Origin of the sequence: uncultured Sneathiella sp. (assembly GCF_963976355.1) — a bacterium.
In the GTDB taxonomy this organism is placed as follows: Bacteria; Pseudomonadota; Alphaproteobacteria; order Sneathiellales; family Sneathiellaceae; genus Sneathiella.
Window position 1 is genome coordinate 339,757 of sequence record NZ_CAXBKA010000004.1, and the last position, 16,653, is coordinate 356,409.

Below are 16,653 nucleotides of genomic sequence, written 5' to 3' on the forward strand. Positions count from 1 at the left end.
CAACATTGGGGGGCGGGCAAATAAAAAGGCCGTAAACCCCGTAAAGGGTTTACGGCCCCCGGAGCGACCATCCGCAGTGACGGCGACGGACGGTCTATCCGGCTAGGAGGCAGGAAGCAGAACTTTATCGATGACGTGTATAACGCCGTTCGACTGCTCGACATCCGCGATCGTGACATTGGCAATGTTACCTTGCCCGTCCTTCAGCATGATGGTGTCGCCCTTGTACATGGCGGTATAGACACAGCCACCGACCGTCTTGACGGGATGGGCGCCGCTATCATCATCAACCATGCCCTTGATGGGGCCAGAGAGGGCTTTTGCGGACACCACATGACAGGTGAGGATTTTTGTCAGCATGTCCTTGTTTTCCGGTTTCAGTAGGGTTTCGACCGTGCCTTCAGGCAGCGCAGAAAATGCGGCATCCGTTGGAGCAAAGACGGTAAACGGGCCCTCTCCCTGAAGGGTCTCAACAAGACCGGCGGCCTTGACGGCAGCAACCAAAGTTTCATGATCCTTGGAGTTGGAGGCATTCTCAATGATGTTCTTGCTTTGATACATCGGCGCCCCGCCGACCATCGGATTATCAGCGGACGCAGCACATCCGGCAACTGCAACAGGCAGAGCAAGCGTTGCGGCAAGTAGCGTATTCTTGAGTCTCATTCCTATTCTCCTTGTTAAACACCTAACCCCTCAATGGGTCGGTTACAGGGAGTAACGAGCGGACTTCAAAAATAGTTTCAGTCGTCAAAAAATTTTTAAATTTCCATTGCCTTACCCGTTGCTAAGACGGGGCCGGTCGCCTGTCCGGTGGGAGATCCCCCCGCCGGCTCATCGCTGATGGCAATGATTGCGTTCGGGAATTTATCACGCAGATATTCTGGTACAGTGACCTCACCTCGGCTGGCTGCCGGCACCAGGCCGAGCGATACAGGATCATTACCGCCCTCGATGAGCCAAAGTTCGAAGGATCGTCCGGACGCCGGTTCGCCTTTTACCCGATTAACCTTCATGATACCGCTTCGCGCATCATAGAGAGTAACCAATTCCACATCCCCGTTTTCACCGGAAAGTTCGGCAACAAACACGGGGGGAGCAATCGTCTCTGGCCCTTCCGGACCAGAAATTATACCACTGTAAAGCCCGGCGACGATGACCAGCGCCGCAAGGGAGATAGCGCTCAGGCCGCGCCAGAAACCGACATTTCCCCACCAGCCGGAGGTGCGCGCCAGGTCGCTCTCATTCGGTCCAAAAACCTCCGCCTCAATCTCAGACAGAATACGGGCAGGCGGAGTCACAGGTTCGAATTCTTCCTCTAGGTCCGCGAAATGTCTTTCCCAAAACTGAACACGCGCCTTTAGCGGCGCCTCGGATGAGAGGCGCGCCGCGAAGGCTTCCCTCTCGGCATGAGGCAGGACTCCCAGCACATACTCTGCGGCGAGTATGTCATCCGGATCCTTTATGTCGTCCTCAGTTGTCATCTTTCGAGACACTCTTTCAGTTTCAATAGGCCGCGGCGCAGCCAGGTTCGTACTGTATTCAACGGAATTTCCTGTTGTTCCGCCAGTTCCTGATAACTATAGCCTTCAAGATAGGCACCGCGTATCGCGACTGCCCTCGCTTTCGGTAGTTCATCCAGACAGCGCTCTATCCCGCGCCGGTCAGAGGACAAGATTGCCTCTTGCTCGGGGTTTGCTGTTTCATCAAATAAATCCGCCATTTCCTCGATATCAACCGCAGCCGGCTTGCTCGCCCTAATCCTGTCAATCGCATGATTTCGTGCAATCGCAATCAGCCACGACATCGGACTGAAATCACTCGGTGCGAATTTGGAGGCATCCCGCCATATCTTGACATAGACTTCCTGCAAGGCGTCTTCCGCTTCCGCCCGATTATTTAAGATACGAAGGCAGACTCCGAAAAGTTTCGGACTTGTAGCGAAATAAAGGTCGTTGAAGGCTTCCCGGTTTCCGAGCGCAATGCGACCAATTAATATTGAAATATCATTTGCAGTCAAAAGCACTCACTATCCTGAAGCTCTTTACTTCTCATGGTGTAACCGTAAGGAATGCTGGGCGAATTGTCATCCGTTTTTAACAGCTAAGGGGCCTCGCAACCTGTTGTTAAAGCGAGAGTGATATTATTACATTTGCATTCTTTGGGTTTTCATTCACCCTGAAAAGCATGCCTGTAGAATGGAAAGTCTTAACATGCATGCCGCATGTCAAAAAAGGTGGATGTAATGACAGAAAAGGAAATCAGCACTCATGATGCGGAAAATGACCTTCGCAACGAGACCATTAAGATCTACGTGAATGGAAAAATTGTTCCGCGCGCTGAAGCCACCATTTCCGTGTATGACTCAGGCTTCATGCTGGGGGATGGCATGTGGGAAGGAATGCGGCTTTACAATGGGAAGTGGGCGTTTTTCGATGAGCATATGGACCGGCTCTTCGATAGCTGCAAGGCCATCTCTCTGGATATCGGTATGGATCGGGCTAGCGTACTGGAAGCCCTTACACAAACCGCAGAAGTAAATGGCATGACACACGATGTGCACTGCCGGCTTATGATTACACGGGGTGTCAAATCCAAACCATTTCAGCATCCAGCCTTGTCAAAATCCGGTCCGACAATCGTCATTATCATGGAACATTCAAAAGCGGCCGCGCATCTTCAAGCCAAAGGAATTTCGCTGGCAACGGTGCCTCAGGTGCGAGGTCTACCGATGTCGCAAGACGCCAAGTACAATTCACATTCCAAGCTCAACTGCGTCATCGCCTGTCTTCAGGCGGAACAGGCCGGCGCCGATGAGGGCCTGATGCTTGATCCGCACGGATTTGTCAATACGACGAATGCCTGCAACTTCTTCATCGTACGCAAAGGAGAAGTCTGGACCTCCACCGGGGATTACTGCATGAACGGCGTCACCCGACAGAAAGTAATCGATCTTTGCAAGGCAAACGGTATTCCTGTGTTCGAGAAGAACTATTCACTATATGAAGCCTACGGTGCGGATGAAGCATTTCTGACCGGCACATTCGGCGCCCAAACTCCGGTTTCTCAAATCGACGGGAGAAAGATCGGGGAGCAGGACGGCATCGGCCCCGTCACCGCCCGCCTTCAAGGCCTTTATCGGGAGCTTGTCGCGCAGAATACACAAAGCTGATCAGAGCACAAAAAACCCGGCTTGAAAGCCGGGTAATTTGTTTCTTCAGGTTCTGGTTAGTAGCTGATTGCGCTGATCAGCTTCCATTTATCTCCCTGCACCTGATAAAGCGAGGCACTATTGCGGGCATCCGGCCCCAGATGGTCCTCTGCGGAGAAGCTGTAAGGTGCTCCGCCAAAGATATTCTGGTAGTCCTTGATGCTTTCAATAGCTTCCGCAACATTGTCGGCTGTCGGCTCCGGCCCCGCTTTTTCGAGAGCCATTGCAAATACTTCCATCAAATCATATCCCGCGATTGATTGAAGCACGGCGTCATCGCCAAACCGCTCCTTGTACTTGTCCATCCAGGCTTTTACTTCCGGCGTCGCATCCTCATAATAAGGAATTGGAGACTGACCGGTGCCGTACAGTCCCTCTGTCAGGCCCTTTGCCAAAGTTACATTCTCAGGAACATACCCAGCAGAGCTGACAACGAAAATCGGCTCATAACCAATTTTCTTGGCAGTTGCCATGCTGCCGATCGTCTCTCCGATGATCGTGCCGAGGCAAACCAGTTCGACACCTTCAGATTTCAGCTGCGCAATCTGGGACGAGAAATCTTTTGCCCCGCGCTTGAAGTTTGTCTTCACAACTTCATCCAGACCCATGTCCTTGGCCTGATCTTCGCATCCGTGAAGAACATTCTTGCCGAAATCGTCATCCTGATAGAGAACACCGATTTTCTTGACGCCATTGTTATCAACAAAATATTTAACAGCGGCCTGCATCTGGTCACTGTAAGGAGTGAAACCACCAAATTTAAGTTTATGGTGCGGCAAGAACATTTCGTTGGCTGCGGTAACCGGGAAAATATTCATAACCCCCATTTTAAGAGCACGGGGCATTGTCACCATGTTTGGCGGCGTTCCGAGGGCGCCGATAAGTGCAAAAACCTTGTCTTTCTTCAGGAGTTTATCACCTGCCTGCGCTGCCTTATTCTGCTGATAGGCAGAGTCTTCGACGATAAGCTCGATCATGCGGCCATGAATGCCGCCATTGGCGTTAACCTCTTCCACCGCCATGCGCATTCCGTTCGTTACCGGCACGCCCCACAGAGCAACAGGACCGGAGAGAGGTTGATGCGATCCAAGCACAATCTTGTCATCATAAATCCCCTGATCCGCCGAGGCGATCCCGACGGAGCCTGCGAACACCGCTGCCATGGCCGTCGCGGCAGCAAGTGATATTTGCAAAAAACTTCTGCGTTTCATTTGTTTTCTCCCAATTAGTTCCCTGATATTACTATAATAACCCATTTTTCTAATTTACGGAAATCTCCAAGTTATTCGTACATGGTGTCGATCAGCGGCTTGTATTTTTGATTTACGAACGATCGCTTTAATTTCATCGTCGGAGTCAATTCATCGTCTTCCGCCGTCAGAACTTCATCAATCAGTCTGAAATCCTTGATGGTTTCCACTTGAGCGAAGTTCTTGTTGACCGCCTCCACTTCATTCCGGATCAGATCCAGAACCTCCTGAGCGCGGCACAAACTTTGAAAATTCGTAAATGGTACGTTCTTGTCCTGGGCATATTTTTCAACATTTTCATGATCGATCATGATCAGAGATGTCAGATATTTCCGCTTATCCCCAATGACCACGGCGTCAGAGACATAGGGACTGAACTTCAGCTGGTTCTCAATTTCCGATGGGGTGATGTTCTTGCCGCCCGCCGTGATGATAATATCCTTCATACGGTCGGTGATCTTCACGAAGCCATTATTGTCAATATACCCGACATCGCCGGTATGCAACCATCCGTCTGTCACTGTTTCTGCCGTCTTTTCCGGCTGATTGAGGTACCCGAGGAAGACATGCGGGCCCTTAAGAAGGATTTCCCCTTCATCTGAAATACGCACCTCGGTTTCCGGGGCGGCGACACCCACGGAACCAAGCTTGAATTGGTTTGGCAGGTTCGTAGTTGCAACGCCAGTATTTTCCGTCTGGCCATAGACCTCGTACATGTCAAGGCCGAGCGCCAAATACCATTTGATTAGATCGGGAGAAATGGGGGCTGCGCCAGAACCGAGGTAATGCGCCCGGTCCAAGCCGAGAAGCCGTTTTACATTTCTGAGGACCAACTGATTGGCGAGCCAGAATTTGGCTTTTTCGAATCCCGTCGCTTCCTCACCGCTCAATTTGCGTTCTGCGATCTTGTAACCTGCTCCGATCGCCAGTTTATAGGCAAGCTGCTGCAGCTTTGTGGCTTCCTTCAACTGCAAGGTAATCGCCGAATAGAATTTTTCCCATATGCGAGGCACCGCAAAAAAAACTGTGGGAGATACTTCCCTGATATTTTCGGGTACCGTATCGGGGCCTTCAACAAAATTGATCACCGACCCTGCAAAAAGCGGCAAGAATACGCTAAAGGATCGCTCCGCCACATGGCAAAGTGGCAAGAACGAGAGCTGCTCGTCTTTCGGCCCGAAACCGATAATGGGTGTCAGGTTTGAAATCTGGAACATCAGATTGCGATGGGAGATCATCGCCCCTTTTGGCGGCCCGGTTGTTCCTGATGTGTAGATGAGAATCGCAAGATCCTCGGCTTTTGAGAGGGCTATCTGCTCTTCCCAGAAATCCGGATGCTCTTTATGATAGGCCTCGCCCAGTTCGTACAACTCTTCAATACTTATAACCTGATCATCCTCAAAATCGCGGAGCCCGTCCATATCGAGGACAATGATTTTCAAAAGATCAGGAAGCCTCTCCCGCACTTCCAGAACTTTATCGAGCTGTTCTTCATTTTCCGCGACGAATATCCGGGTTCGGGAATCCTGGCAAAGATACTCGACCTGTTTTGGACTGTCCGTCGTGTATACCCCATTGCTGACGCCTCCGACACCAAGGGTTCCCATATCAAGATACAGCCATTCAGGATTATTATCGCTCAGTATCGAGACCGTTTCACCCCGCTTGAGGCCGAGTGCGACCAATCCAAGCCCACCGGCCCGAGCGCGGGCACCATACTCGGCCCAGGTAATGCTTTGCCAGATGCCAAACTCTTTCTCGCGCATGGCAATCTTCTGGTTATGCTGCTTTACCCGCGCCCAGAAAAGCTGTGCCGTTGTCTCTGCACCATCAATGACGGTTGGCGGATATGTCATTGCATTCATCTTGTTCCTCCAGCCCCAGACAACCCTAACGCCAGGTCTTCCGCTTTTTCCATCGGCGTTTACCGCGCACGCCGTGGTCCTGAATACCCAGATAAAACTCCCGAATATCCTCTTTTTGCAGCAAATTTTCTGTCGTATCTTCCATCACGATGCGGCCAACCTCCAGCACATAGCCGAAATCCGCAGTATGCAGCGCAATATTAGCGTTTTGCTCCACCAGAAGCATGGTCACCCCCTGCTCCACATTCAGGCGCTTGATGATCGCAAAGATTTCCTTCACAAGAAGCGGGCTTAACCCGAGGCTAGGTTCATCAAGCAGCATCAGCTTCGGACGCGACATCAGGGCACGGCTGATCGAGAGCATTTGCTGCTCCCCACCCGAGAGCTGGCCAGCGGGCTGGCTCGACCGCTCTTTCAGAATGGGAAAGTAACTGTGAACAAGCTCCACATCCTTGGCAACCCCGTCGCGGTCACTTCGCGTATAGGCGCCCATCATCAGATTGTCATATACACTCAGGAACGGAAACACCTCCCGGCCTTCCGGCACATGGCTGATCCCGCGGCGCATGATCCAGTCGGGATCGCGCTTTTGAATCTCCTCTCCGTCGAATTCAACGACCCCCTTTTGCGGGTCCATAATGCCGCTGATAGTTTTCAGGATCGTCGTTTTTCCGGCGCCATTGGCGCCAAGGACTGTCGCGATCTGCCCTTCGCGCACATCGATTGAAATCCCGCGAATAGCCATGATGGGACCATAATAGGTTTCGATATTCCGGACTTTCAGGATGGATTCCGTCATTCCTGTTCTCCCAGATAGGCCTTGATTACCTCGGGATCATTCTGAACCTCCTGTGGGGAGCCATGCGCCAGCATTCGTCCATAGTTCAAAACCAGCACTTCATCGGAAACTTCGGATACCAGCCCCATATCATGCTCAACCATAAGAACCGTAATGCCGAGATCTTTTTTGATATCGTCAATCCAGAAAGACATATCCTGCGTTTCCTCCACATTGAGGCCAGAGGACGGTTCATCAAGGAGGATCAGTTTAGGCTCCGTACAGAGCGCCCGCCCGAGCTCCACAACTTTCCGGACGCCATACGGCAGATTCATGATCATGCTGTCGCGATAATGCTGAAGGTCGAGAAAATCGATAATGTCTTCCACCTTCTCCCGATGTGCGACCTCCGCTTGCCGGACGGATGGCAGAAACAACAGCTCTGAAAACATGCCTGTGCGTGAATGACAATGCCGCCCCACCAGCAGGTTTTGCAGGACAGATGCATGTTCAAACAATTCGATATTCTGGAATGTCCGCGCGATGCCAAGGCTTGCAATCGCATGGGGCGGAACTTTCGTTATATCCTGCCCATCGAACGTCATCGTCCCTTCGGTTGAGTCATAAATGCGGCTGATCAGATTAAAGATTGTCGTCTTACCGGCTCCGTTCGGGCCGATAATCGTAAAACACTCCCCCTTCTTGATCTCGAAATTCACTCCATCGACGGCCTTCACGCCGCCAAAATTGATCGCCAGGTTTTCTGCCTTGAATAACGTCATTTCAACCGTTCCGACTTCATATACGCTTTCTGCCGTTTAAAGGTCGCCTTCTTGTAGACAGGGAACATCTGGAAATAGAGCTTGATCTTTAACCAGCGGCCATAAATGCCGTAGGGTTCAAAAATAATGACAAGCACGAGGATGAGCCCGAAAATGAAGGGTTCCATACCTGGCGTCTCCGCGATGGTAACGGGCAGATAGTCCTTCAAAATCGCTAGTCCCTGCGGCAGCGCCAGAACGAAAATCGCCCCGAAGATAGCCCCGTGAAGCGAACCTATCCCGCCCACGACAACCAGCACCAGCAACTCAAGCGACTGGAAAATGGTAAAACTTTCCGGAGATAAAAAACCAAGCTTATGAGCGAAAAGAGCGCCGGCAAGTCCGGTGATACCTGCGCTTAGAGCAAAGGCCTTGGTTTTGACCTGCGCCAGATTAACGCCCATGCTCTGCGCGGAAATCTCGGAATCTCGAATGGCCATCATCGCCCGGCCGGTAGGTGAGCGGAGAAGGTTTATCGAAAACAGGAGTACGAGTATAAGGACCCCAAGGCACAGGAAGTAGAATGGCGGGCCATCCGTAAGTTCCATATCCCCAACATACAGCGATTCAACAAGTAATCCCGAATATCCGTTCGTCACACTCTCCCAGCGAGACAGGATTTCCTCAATGACAAGGGCAAAGGCAAAGGTTGCGATGGCAAGGTAAATCCCTGTCAGCCGCAGGACCGGAATGCCGATTGCCACCCCTGCCAAGGCCGCAAAAATTGCGGCGACCGGCATGGATACGAAAAAGGAGAAAACAACCGGCTCCTCCACGAAGGGAAGCGGTATGCCGTTTCCGGTCAGTACAGCCTCCGTATAGGCGCCTATGCCAAAGAACGCCGCATGACCAAGACTGACCAGCCCCGTATATCCGGCCAGCAGCATCAACCCCACTCCTGCAATGGCGATAATGTAGAGCTGGGTCAATTGACCGATATAATACCCCTCCAGAAAGAACGGCGCCGCGAAGACGATCAGCAGCAAAAGACCATATGACCAGTAGTATCCGGAATGTTTCGCAATTCGAATGTCCTGGTTATAGTCTGTCTTGAACAAAAACCGCATGGCTACACCCTCTTACCGGTTTTCTGTCCGAACAGCCCTTGCGGCCGGACGACCAGGACAATGAGCAGGACAACGTAGGCAGCAACATTCTTGAAACCCGGCGGCAAATAAAAGCCGGCAAGCGTTTCAATAATGCCAATGATTAGCCCGCCAACGACCGCACCGGGAATGGAGCCAAAACCACCGAGCACCGCGGCGGGGAACGCCTTTAATCCGATAAATCCCATGCTCGTATCAATCAATGTCGTCGGAGCAAGCAGGATGCCAGCGGCAGCAGCAACAGCGGCGCTAATCCCCCAGATCATCGAAAAAACCGCTTTTACAGGTATCCCCATGTAATAGGCGGCCAGCTGGTTTTGTGATGACGCCTGCATCGCAATTCCGAGACGCGTATGGGTAAAAAATGCATATAGAACCGCACACAGGATAATTGTCGCAACAATCACGGAGATATCCGTTTGTGAGATTACCAGGGAACCCATTGATTCCGGTACAAGTTGCATTCCCTCGCTCGAGAAGGGGGTCGAAATCGCATAGGTTTCGGTACCCCATCCGGGCATCATGCCCGCCGCACTCCGGGCCATGTATCCAAAGCCGATTGTGACCATGACGATAGAGAACTGCGGTTGCCCCAGAACCGGGCGAAGGAAGACACGGTCAACCATATTCCCTGCGAAGAACATGCAGATGATTGCCGCCGCGGCACCAATCCAATAATTCCAACCCAGAATGGAAATGAAGGTATAAGCGAGAAACGCCCCCAGCATCATCAACTCGCCCTGCGCGAAGTTGACAACTTCCGTCGCCTTGTAGATTAAAACGAACCCGAGTGCGACGAGAGCATAAATACACCCGATCGACACGCCCCCGATGACCAGTTGCAAAAATTCAAACAGGATAGCCTCCCACTATTGTTCGATTTTTGTTATTTTTAGCCACATTCATAATATCGGGAAAATGTGGCAATTGAGCGAAGTATAGGCAAGCGTTTTGCTCAGCGTCAATAAAACATTTTAGTAATACGGGTGTTTTTTTGTTCGCATTTGCAATATAATTTGAGCATCATGTAAATATAAATTTTTATTTATTAAAATTATTGTGATATTTAAAATTATACTTATTAATATTTAATATTTAGCGTATTTTTATTCAAAAAAACGTATTCATTCGCTTCCAGCGCTGGTTGAGAATTCGGGGCCCTATGGCGCTTGATAATCTCCTTTTTGTTGCACTGCGTGACGGTCATCGCAAATCCGCCGGATTCCCGGCGGTAAGATTTTGTTATATTTGCAATTTCAAATATCTGCCGTTAGGCTCTTCCCCTGTTAATTGCGGCCCTTCAATAGACTTAATAAAACCGGCTTAGCCATCAGGAAGCGGGAGTGTAATATGCAACAAAATCCACAAGGTAATTCAAGAACAACAAAAGGACGTGGGCAACTATATAATTCAGTTGTCGATACAATTGGTGATACACCCTGTATCCGCATCAATCGGCTCGCACCGAAAGGCGTTGAGATATATGTAAAAGCAGAATTCTTTAACCCGGCCGCATCCGTCAAAGATCGTCTGGCGATCTCCATCATTGAGGAAGCCGAGAAACGCGGCGATCTTAAGCCAGGTCAGACCGTGATTGAGGCAACAAGCGGCAACACGGGTATCGGGCTCGCCATGGTATGTGCGGCGAAAGGCTATCCTCTTGTCGTTACGATGGCAGACAGCTTTTCAATAGAGCGGCGCAAGCTCATGCGCTTTCTGGGCGCCAAGGTCATCCTGACCCCGCGGGCGGCAAAAGGATTCGGTATGTATCAAAAGGCGAAGGAGCTGGCCGACGCAAATGGGTGGTTCCTTGCCCGTCAGTTCGAAACCTCTGACAATGCGCTAATCCATGAAAACACTACCGCACGTGAGATTTTGGCGGATTTTGACGGCCAGCGTCTTGACTATTGGGTCAGCGGTTATGGCACGGGCGGCACGGTGACCGGCGTCTCGCGGGTATTAAGAAAAGAACGTCCGGAAACCAAGATTATCCTGACCGAGCCTGCCAATGCGCAACTGGTTGGCAGCGGCGTACCGCAAGAGCGTGATGCAAGCGGATCGCCAAGTGAAGGACATAAATCTTTTGAACCCCATCCGATTCAAGGCTGGACCCCGGATTTCATTCCTTTGGTTCTTCAGGAAACACTGGACAAGGGGAACTATGACGAACTGATTCCAATCCCCGGACCGGAAGGTATAGCTTGGTCTCAGAAGCTGGCGCAGCAGGAAGGGATATTTACCGGCATTTCCGGCGGATCAACCTTTGCAGTTGCCATGAAAGTTGCGGAAAAGGCGGAACCGGGCTCAGTCATTCTTTGCATGTTGCCCGATACCGGCGAACGTTATCTGTCCTCCCCGCTTTTCGAGAATATCGTTGAAGATATGACAGATGAGGAAATTGCCCTTTCCCTCTCTACGCCCGGCTATCATATGCCTGACTCCTAGTCTTCAGGGCTAAAACGTCGCCCCGCGTCGATGAGAAACAAGCAGTTTTAAAATCGGCGCGGGCTTTTTATTTCGCGAAATTCAAGCTGATCTTCCGACAAGAACGCAGCCACCGACAATCAGAACTGTGCCGATAATACGCATCGTAGTAACATTTTCATTCAGCAAAAGTATGCCAAAGAGCATGGTGACAACAAATCCGATACCGACAAAAGGATAGGCCACGCTCAGATCGACCTTCGACAGGACCCACACCCAAAGTACTACGCTCAGCGCATAAATAATCAGTCCAAGCCAGATAAAAGGCGAAAGCGCCGCTGCAATGAAAGAATCCACAATGCCGGATTGCATTGCCGCCTGCATTTTCTGATCTCCGACACCGAGCTTCAGCACAAGCTGCGCGCAAGCTGATGAAAATACTGTCAGCAGGATAAGGCTAAGAACAAGGAATGACATTTAATTAGGCTCCGTTAAAACCGCATCGCGCAGAAAATTTCAAAATTGTATGTACTTTGCCAGAAACAGGACAATCACAAAGCTCACACCGACCAGCTGGCTCGCTCTGTCCTTGATTGCAAATACTACTGGATCGTCCGGAATTTCCTTCCGGCGGGCGCATACCCATATATGGTTTCCCCAAAACAGAACCAGAAGACACAGCAACCAGAGCGCTTCCGGCGTTGAATATGACAGCAATACGAATGAGCTGTTGATATAGAGGGCAAGAATCACAACTGCCGCCGTGAAGTTCGTTATACCAAGGGCGAACATGGTTTCACTGTCGTCGGCAGAGTAACCCCGCCCGCGGACCTTACTGCTCTTCTCCGTAAGCGCAGATACTTCAATATAACGCTTCATGAACGCGAGACTGACAAAGATAAAGACCGAAAACGCGATCAGCCAGGAAGAAAGCTCAACCCCGGACGCCGCCGCCCCGGCGACAACACGCATGGTATAGAGAATTGCCAGCGTCATTACATCGACCGTTGTCAATCGTTTCAGCAGGAAGGAATAAGCATTCGTAATTGCAAAATAGACCAGTAATACAACGACAAATGCGATAGGCAGGAACGCAATCGAAACGGTAAACGCAAAGAGTGGGAATCCGACTGCACCGGCGACGCCCAATGGTAGAGGAAGCGCTCCCGATGCAATCGGTCGATACTTCTTGCTGCGGTGCCGGCGGTCTTCTTGCAGGTCAAGAAGGTCGTTCAGGAAGTAAACACCTGAAGCACAAAAGCTGAAGCAGATAAATGCAAGAACTGTCGCCCACAGATGCGAGAAATCGAAATACTCATGCGAGGTGACCAATGGCACAAAAATCAATATGTTTTTCGCATATTGATGCGGCCGCATTTCCTTTACAAAGGCCTTAAGCGTCGAACTTTCGGATTTATGATGCCAACTCAGCTTTCCGGCCTTTTCAGCTTCCGCAACGTTACTGGCCGGCGCATTGACCATGATATTGGCGGCAGCCGCCCTCCAGATCGGCGTATCCGCGGAGCTATCGCCTGCATAGGCAAAATCGTCATCGCCTAACAACTCCCGGATAGCGGCAAGCTTGTTATTGCCTTTAAGATTGTTCTCGCCCGAAGTTGCCATAACTTTATCGAAGATACCCAGATGCTCTGCCACCTGATTGGCATAATTCCGATGAGACGCTGTTGCGAGAATAATCTCCTTACCATCCGCTTTCAGCTGCTTCAAATACGCGATAAGCCCCTCTTCATAGGGGAGGTATTCCGCATCAATATCGACGCTTTCCGCGATTTTTTCTTTGGCGAAGGCACGACCTTTCAGCAACCACATTACCAACTGGAATATTCTGAAAGGGTTGCCCTTCAAATACCGCAGCAGTGATTCCACGAAAAGATCTGTACGAACCAGCGTACCATCCAGATCAACGACGACATACTTCACGTTATCAACCAATAGACTTTTACCCTTGATCTCGGCCGCGCAAACTCATGAGAGTATTGGACAAATCCCCGAATTTTACGGCTTTCAATTAACCATGAAAAAACAGTATGTACCGGAAAATCCTTAATTTTAGCTTTCTTTTCTCATTCTAGAAAAAACACCGCTCCGGACCAGCGTTAACCATAATTATAAAGCGAATTATCAATCCGCGTGACATTTTTACGATGGCGTTAGTCACGCGGTAATATGGATATCAATGCATACGGTATGCCTGATATCTTATTCTCCTGTTGCCCGTAGAATTCGGATTGGTGTCAGATCAAGAGATATACGCAGCGGTGTTTCAAGGCAGATATCCCCGTCACATTGGCAGGGGAATATTTTTGAGGATTTTATCGAAATTTCCTGATCTGTCGTCAATGTCTCGACATCAGGCAATCGCGACAGCCGATTAAAAAGGAGCGCCATGCCATACCGAAAAGCGGCAATGAACCCGGCATTCTTCAGCAATACGACATCAAACCTCGGCTTTTCTATTCCGCCATCCGCCGCGATAACGAAAGGTCCGCCATAGTAGCGAGCCTTAGAGATCACGGCCGAGGCGGCAACATAGTGCTTTCCTTCGACGCTAACCTCGAGCTCCATATCACGGAAGCCCGGTGCCGCTCGGAATGCCGCGAACACATATGCAAATGCACTAAACCGCTTTTTCTCGCCCGGACGCAGCGCCGCAACTGTCAGGGAATCATAACCCGCCCCTGCCATCAGCAAAAAGCGCTTTTCATTTGCCCTCGCTGCATAGACCGGTACAGGTAATGCCGTCGCAAGTACCTTGATCGCTTTTTCGATTGAGGCGCCAACACCAATTTCTCGTGCAAGCACATTCGCAGTGCCGAGCGGAATGACTCCAAGCGGCAATTCCCCGCCATCAAGCCCGTTCAGAATTTCCAATACTGTTCCGTCCCCTCCTGCCGCAACCAGCACGATGTCAGGATCGTTCCGCGCCACCAACTCTCGGGTCATTTCAGTTGCGTGGCCCGGCCCCATGGTTTTCAGTATTTCCACTTCACAATCCGTATCCGCAAGACGGAGCAGCGCTTTGGAAAAGCGACTTTTGTTACGCATCCCCGATGTCGGATTGTGAATAATTACCAGACGCCGCTTTGACAGAGTCATGAGACTGACTTTCTAACGCAACAAAATCATAACCGCACAGTCATCAAACTGACTCTCAAGAGGCCTATCACATGCTCATATGATTGTTTCGCCATTGAAACCATTTGATGACCGTTTGATGACACGCGAAAAGAGTCATGCGTAATGGATGCCCGCACAGTTACTCATAAGTACCGCTCGATCTGGATTTCAGACATTCATCTGGGTACACCCGGATGCAAGGCGAATTTCCTGCTCGATTTTCTGAGAAGCACCAAAAGCGACAATCTTTACCTCGTCGGGGATATTATCGACGGCTGGAGCCTTCGGCAAGGCTGGTATTGGCCCCAGGAACATAATGACGTCATTCAAAAGCTTCTGCGAAAGGCACGGCAGGGCACCCGAGTAGTTTTCATTCCCGGCAATCATGACGAATTTGCCCGGCACTATGTCGACCTTGAGTTTGGCTCCATTAAGGTCCTTCATGAAACCATCCACAAGACAGCGGACGGACGGGACTTTCTTGTCCTGCATGGTGACGAATTTGACGTTGTCGTGAAATATGCCCGCTGGCTTGCCTATCTCGGGGACTGGAGTTACGGGCTATGCCTGAAGCTCAACGACGTTCTGAATGCCATTCGGGCCCGCCTTGGATATCCCTACTGGTCGCTCTCGGCCTATTTAAAGCTAAAGGTGAAAAACGCTGTGAAGTTCATCGCGGATTTCGAGAATGCGCTTGCCGATGTCGCGCGCGATCGCAAAGTTGACGGCATTATCTGCGGCCATATCCACCATCCCGAAATCCGAGACATCAACGGCGTGACATATTGCAATGATGGCGACTGGGTCGAAAGCTGCTCAGCACTGGTCGAACATTTCGACGGTCAACTGGAACTAATCCACTGGATGGGCGCAGCGGCCTCTCTCTCCGATTCACAAGGAAACAAAACATGCGACTCATCCTCGTTACCGATGCCTGGCATCCTCAAGTCAATGGGGTTGTTCGGACGCTCTCGAACCTGAGGGATTATCTGACAGGCCTCGGGGATGACATCGTCATGGTGACACCGGAGCTTTTCACCTCCGTTCCCTGTCCGACCTATCCGGAAATCCGCCTGTCCCTTTTTCCCGCGCGAAAAATCAGGAAGATTTTTAATGAAACACCGCCTGACGCAGTGCATATCGCGACGGAAGGCCCACTCGGATTTGCGGCAAGGCGTTATTGTCTCAAAAGTGACATTCCCTTCACAACCGCCTTTCACACGCGCTTTGCCGAGTATGTCCATGCCCGTGTCCGGTTGCCATTGCGCTGGGGCTACGCCGGATTAAAATGGTTCCATCGCCCTTCCCGCACTATCATGGTCGCGACACCAAGCCTCGAAGCCGATTTGCGAAGTCGCGGCTTTCGCCATATCCGGAGGTGGACCCGCGGGATCGACACCACACTCTTTCATCCCCAGGACAAAACCGCACTTGTTTATCAACCCCCGATCTTTCTCTATGTTGGCCGTGTTGCCGTGGAAAAGAATATCAAAGACTTCCTGATCCTGGACCTGCCCGGAACCAAAGTCGTCGTCGGGGATGGGCCGATGCGAAAAGAACTGGAGCGAAAATATCCTGCCGTCGCGTTCCTCGGCCTGAAAGAGGGAGAAGAGCTGGCCCGTGTCTACGCAAGCGCCGATGTTTTTGTGTTTCCAAGCAGAACCGATACCTTCGGCCTGGTCCTTTTGGAAGCGCTCGCGAGCGGTGTGCCTGTGGCGGCTTATCCGGTGACCGGACCGCTCGATGTGATCGGGAATCATCCGGTGGGTGTGCTGGATGAGGATCTGGAAAGTGCGGCGAAGAAAGCGCTTGAAATTGATCCGGCGGCCTGCCGTGACTACGCAATGAATTATTCATGGGCAACCAGTGCGGCGCAATTTAAAGAAAACCTGGTGATATTTACATCCACTGAGAACACATCGGCCGCCGTGCAGTCGGGCGAAAAAACGGGCACTCTCGATCCTGAGTATTTGCTTAGAAAGTAAGTTGCGAGTGATCCGGCTGGCCTTTAAAGACGTATTAGGATTTATGATACGGACTTCTTCCACAACACAGCCTGCCTG

General features: G+C 51.0%; 16 protein-coding genes. 4 read left to right on the plus strand and 12 right to left on the minus strand.

Features of this window, described 5'->3' with window-relative positions; all coding sequences use genetic code 11:
• Positions 1-102: 102 nt before the first annotated feature.
• The 3 genes from AAC599_RS11850 to AAC599_RS11860 all read right to left on the minus strand — a co-directional run bounded on the left by AAC599_RS11850 (position 103) and on the right by AAC599_RS11860 (position 2,017).
• Positions 103-663: a fasciclin domain-containing protein gene (locus AAC599_RS11850; protein WP_340150610.1), complete on the minus strand. Its 561-nt coding sequence runs from the start codon at positions 661-663 to the stop codon at positions 103-105.
• A 95-nt stretch (positions 664-758) separates the two neighbouring features.
• Positions 759-1,481, minus strand: coding sequence for an anti-sigma factor (locus AAC599_RS11855; RefSeq protein ID WP_340150611.1), 723 nt, complete (start codon positions 1,479-1,481; stop codon positions 759-761).
• Complete coding sequence (locus AAC599_RS11860; RefSeq protein ID WP_340150612.1) at positions 1,478-2,017, minus strand: sigma-70 family RNA polymerase sigma factor; 540 nt, start codon at positions 2,015-2,017, stop codon at positions 1,478-1,480. The genes AAC599_RS11855 and AAC599_RS11860 overlap by 4 nt, the downstream gene beginning before the upstream one ends.
• 225 nt (positions 2,018-2,242) lie before the next feature.
• Between AAC599_RS11860 and AAC599_RS11865 the strand changes: the two genes are divergently transcribed.
• The gene (locus AAC599_RS11865) at positions 2,243-3,169 is read left to right on the plus strand and encodes a D-amino acid aminotransferase (RefSeq protein ID WP_340150613.1); all 927 of its coding nucleotides are present in this window, start codon (positions 2,243-2,245) and stop codon (positions 3,167-3,169) included.
• 56 nt (positions 3,170-3,225) lie between these two features.
• Here the strand turns inward: AAC599_RS11865 and AAC599_RS11870 are convergent, their stop codons facing one another.
• From AAC599_RS11870 to AAC599_RS11895, 6 genes are all read right to left on the minus strand, one after another.
• The gene (locus tag AAC599_RS11870) at positions 3,226-4,419 is read right to left on the minus strand and encodes an ABC transporter substrate-binding protein (RefSeq protein ID WP_340150614.1); all 1,194 of its coding nucleotides are present in this window, start codon (positions 4,417-4,419) and stop codon (positions 3,226-3,228) included.
• Positions 4,420-4,490: 71 nt separating this feature from the next.
• Positions 4,491-6,323, minus strand: coding sequence for an AMP-binding protein (locus tag AAC599_RS11875; protein ID WP_340150615.1), 1,833 nt, complete (start codon positions 6,321-6,323; stop codon positions 4,491-4,493).
• A gap of 25 nt (positions 6,324-6,348) precedes the next feature.
• Positions 6,349-7,122, minus strand: coding sequence for an ABC transporter ATP-binding protein (locus tag AAC599_RS11880; RefSeq protein ID WP_340150616.1), 774 nt, complete (start codon positions 7,120-7,122; stop codon positions 6,349-6,351).
• Positions 7,119-7,883, minus strand: a complete 765-nt coding sequence (locus tag AAC599_RS11885; RefSeq protein WP_340150617.1) for an ABC transporter ATP-binding protein — start codon at positions 7,881-7,883, stop codon at positions 7,119-7,121. The genes AAC599_RS11880 and AAC599_RS11885 overlap by 4 nt, the downstream gene beginning before the upstream one ends.
• A complete protein-coding gene (locus AAC599_RS11890; RefSeq protein ID WP_340150618.1) occupies positions 7,880-8,989 on the minus strand; it encodes a branched-chain amino acid ABC transporter permease in 1,110 nt (369 codons plus the stop codon). The genes AAC599_RS11885 and AAC599_RS11890 overlap by 4 nt, the downstream gene beginning before the upstream one ends.
• 2 nt (positions 8,990-8,991) lie before the next feature.
• Complete coding sequence (locus AAC599_RS11895; protein WP_340150619.1) at positions 8,992-9,852, minus strand: branched-chain amino acid ABC transporter permease; 861 nt, start codon at positions 9,850-9,852, stop codon at positions 8,992-8,994.
• Positions 9,853-10,378: 526 nt separating this feature from the next.
• Here AAC599_RS11895 and AAC599_RS11900 point away from each other — a divergent pair.
• On the plus strand, positions 10,379-11,473 hold the full coding sequence (locus AAC599_RS11900; protein WP_340150620.1) for a pyridoxal-phosphate dependent enzyme: 1,095 nt from the start codon (positions 10,379-10,381) through the stop codon (positions 11,471-11,473).
• 81 nt (positions 11,474-11,554) lie between these two features.
• Here the strand turns inward: AAC599_RS11900 and AAC599_RS11905 are convergent, their stop codons facing one another.
• From AAC599_RS11905 to AAC599_RS11915, 3 genes are all read right to left on the minus strand, one after another.
• Positions 11,555-11,929 (minus strand): SMR family transporter, encoded by a 375-nt coding sequence (locus AAC599_RS11905; RefSeq protein WP_340150621.1) that lies wholly within the window; start codon positions 11,927-11,929, stop codon positions 11,555-11,557.
• A 39-nt stretch (positions 11,930-11,968) separates the two neighbouring features.
• Positions 11,969-13,405, minus strand: coding sequence for a UbiA family prenyltransferase (locus AAC599_RS11910; protein ID WP_340150622.1), 1,437 nt, complete (start codon positions 13,403-13,405; stop codon positions 11,969-11,971).
• A gap of 267 nt (positions 13,406-13,672) precedes the next feature.
• Positions 13,673-14,569, minus strand: a complete 897-nt coding sequence (locus AAC599_RS11915; protein ID WP_340150623.1) for a diacylglycerol kinase family protein — start codon at positions 14,567-14,569, stop codon at positions 13,673-13,675.
• A 144-nt stretch (positions 14,570-14,713) separates the two neighbouring features.
• Here AAC599_RS11915 and AAC599_RS11920 point away from each other — a divergent pair, with 144 nt between their 5' ends.
• Positions 14,714-15,571, plus strand: coding sequence for a UDP-2,3-diacylglucosamine diphosphatase (locus tag AAC599_RS11920; protein WP_340150624.1), 858 nt, complete (start codon positions 14,714-14,716; stop codon positions 15,569-15,571).
• Positions 15,499-16,575, plus strand: coding sequence for a glycosyltransferase family 1 protein (locus AAC599_RS11925; RefSeq protein ID WP_340150625.1), 1,077 nt, complete (start codon positions 15,499-15,501; stop codon positions 16,573-16,575). The genes AAC599_RS11920 and AAC599_RS11925 overlap by 73 nt, the downstream gene beginning before the upstream one ends.
• Positions 16,576-16,653: the final 78 nt, after the last annotated feature.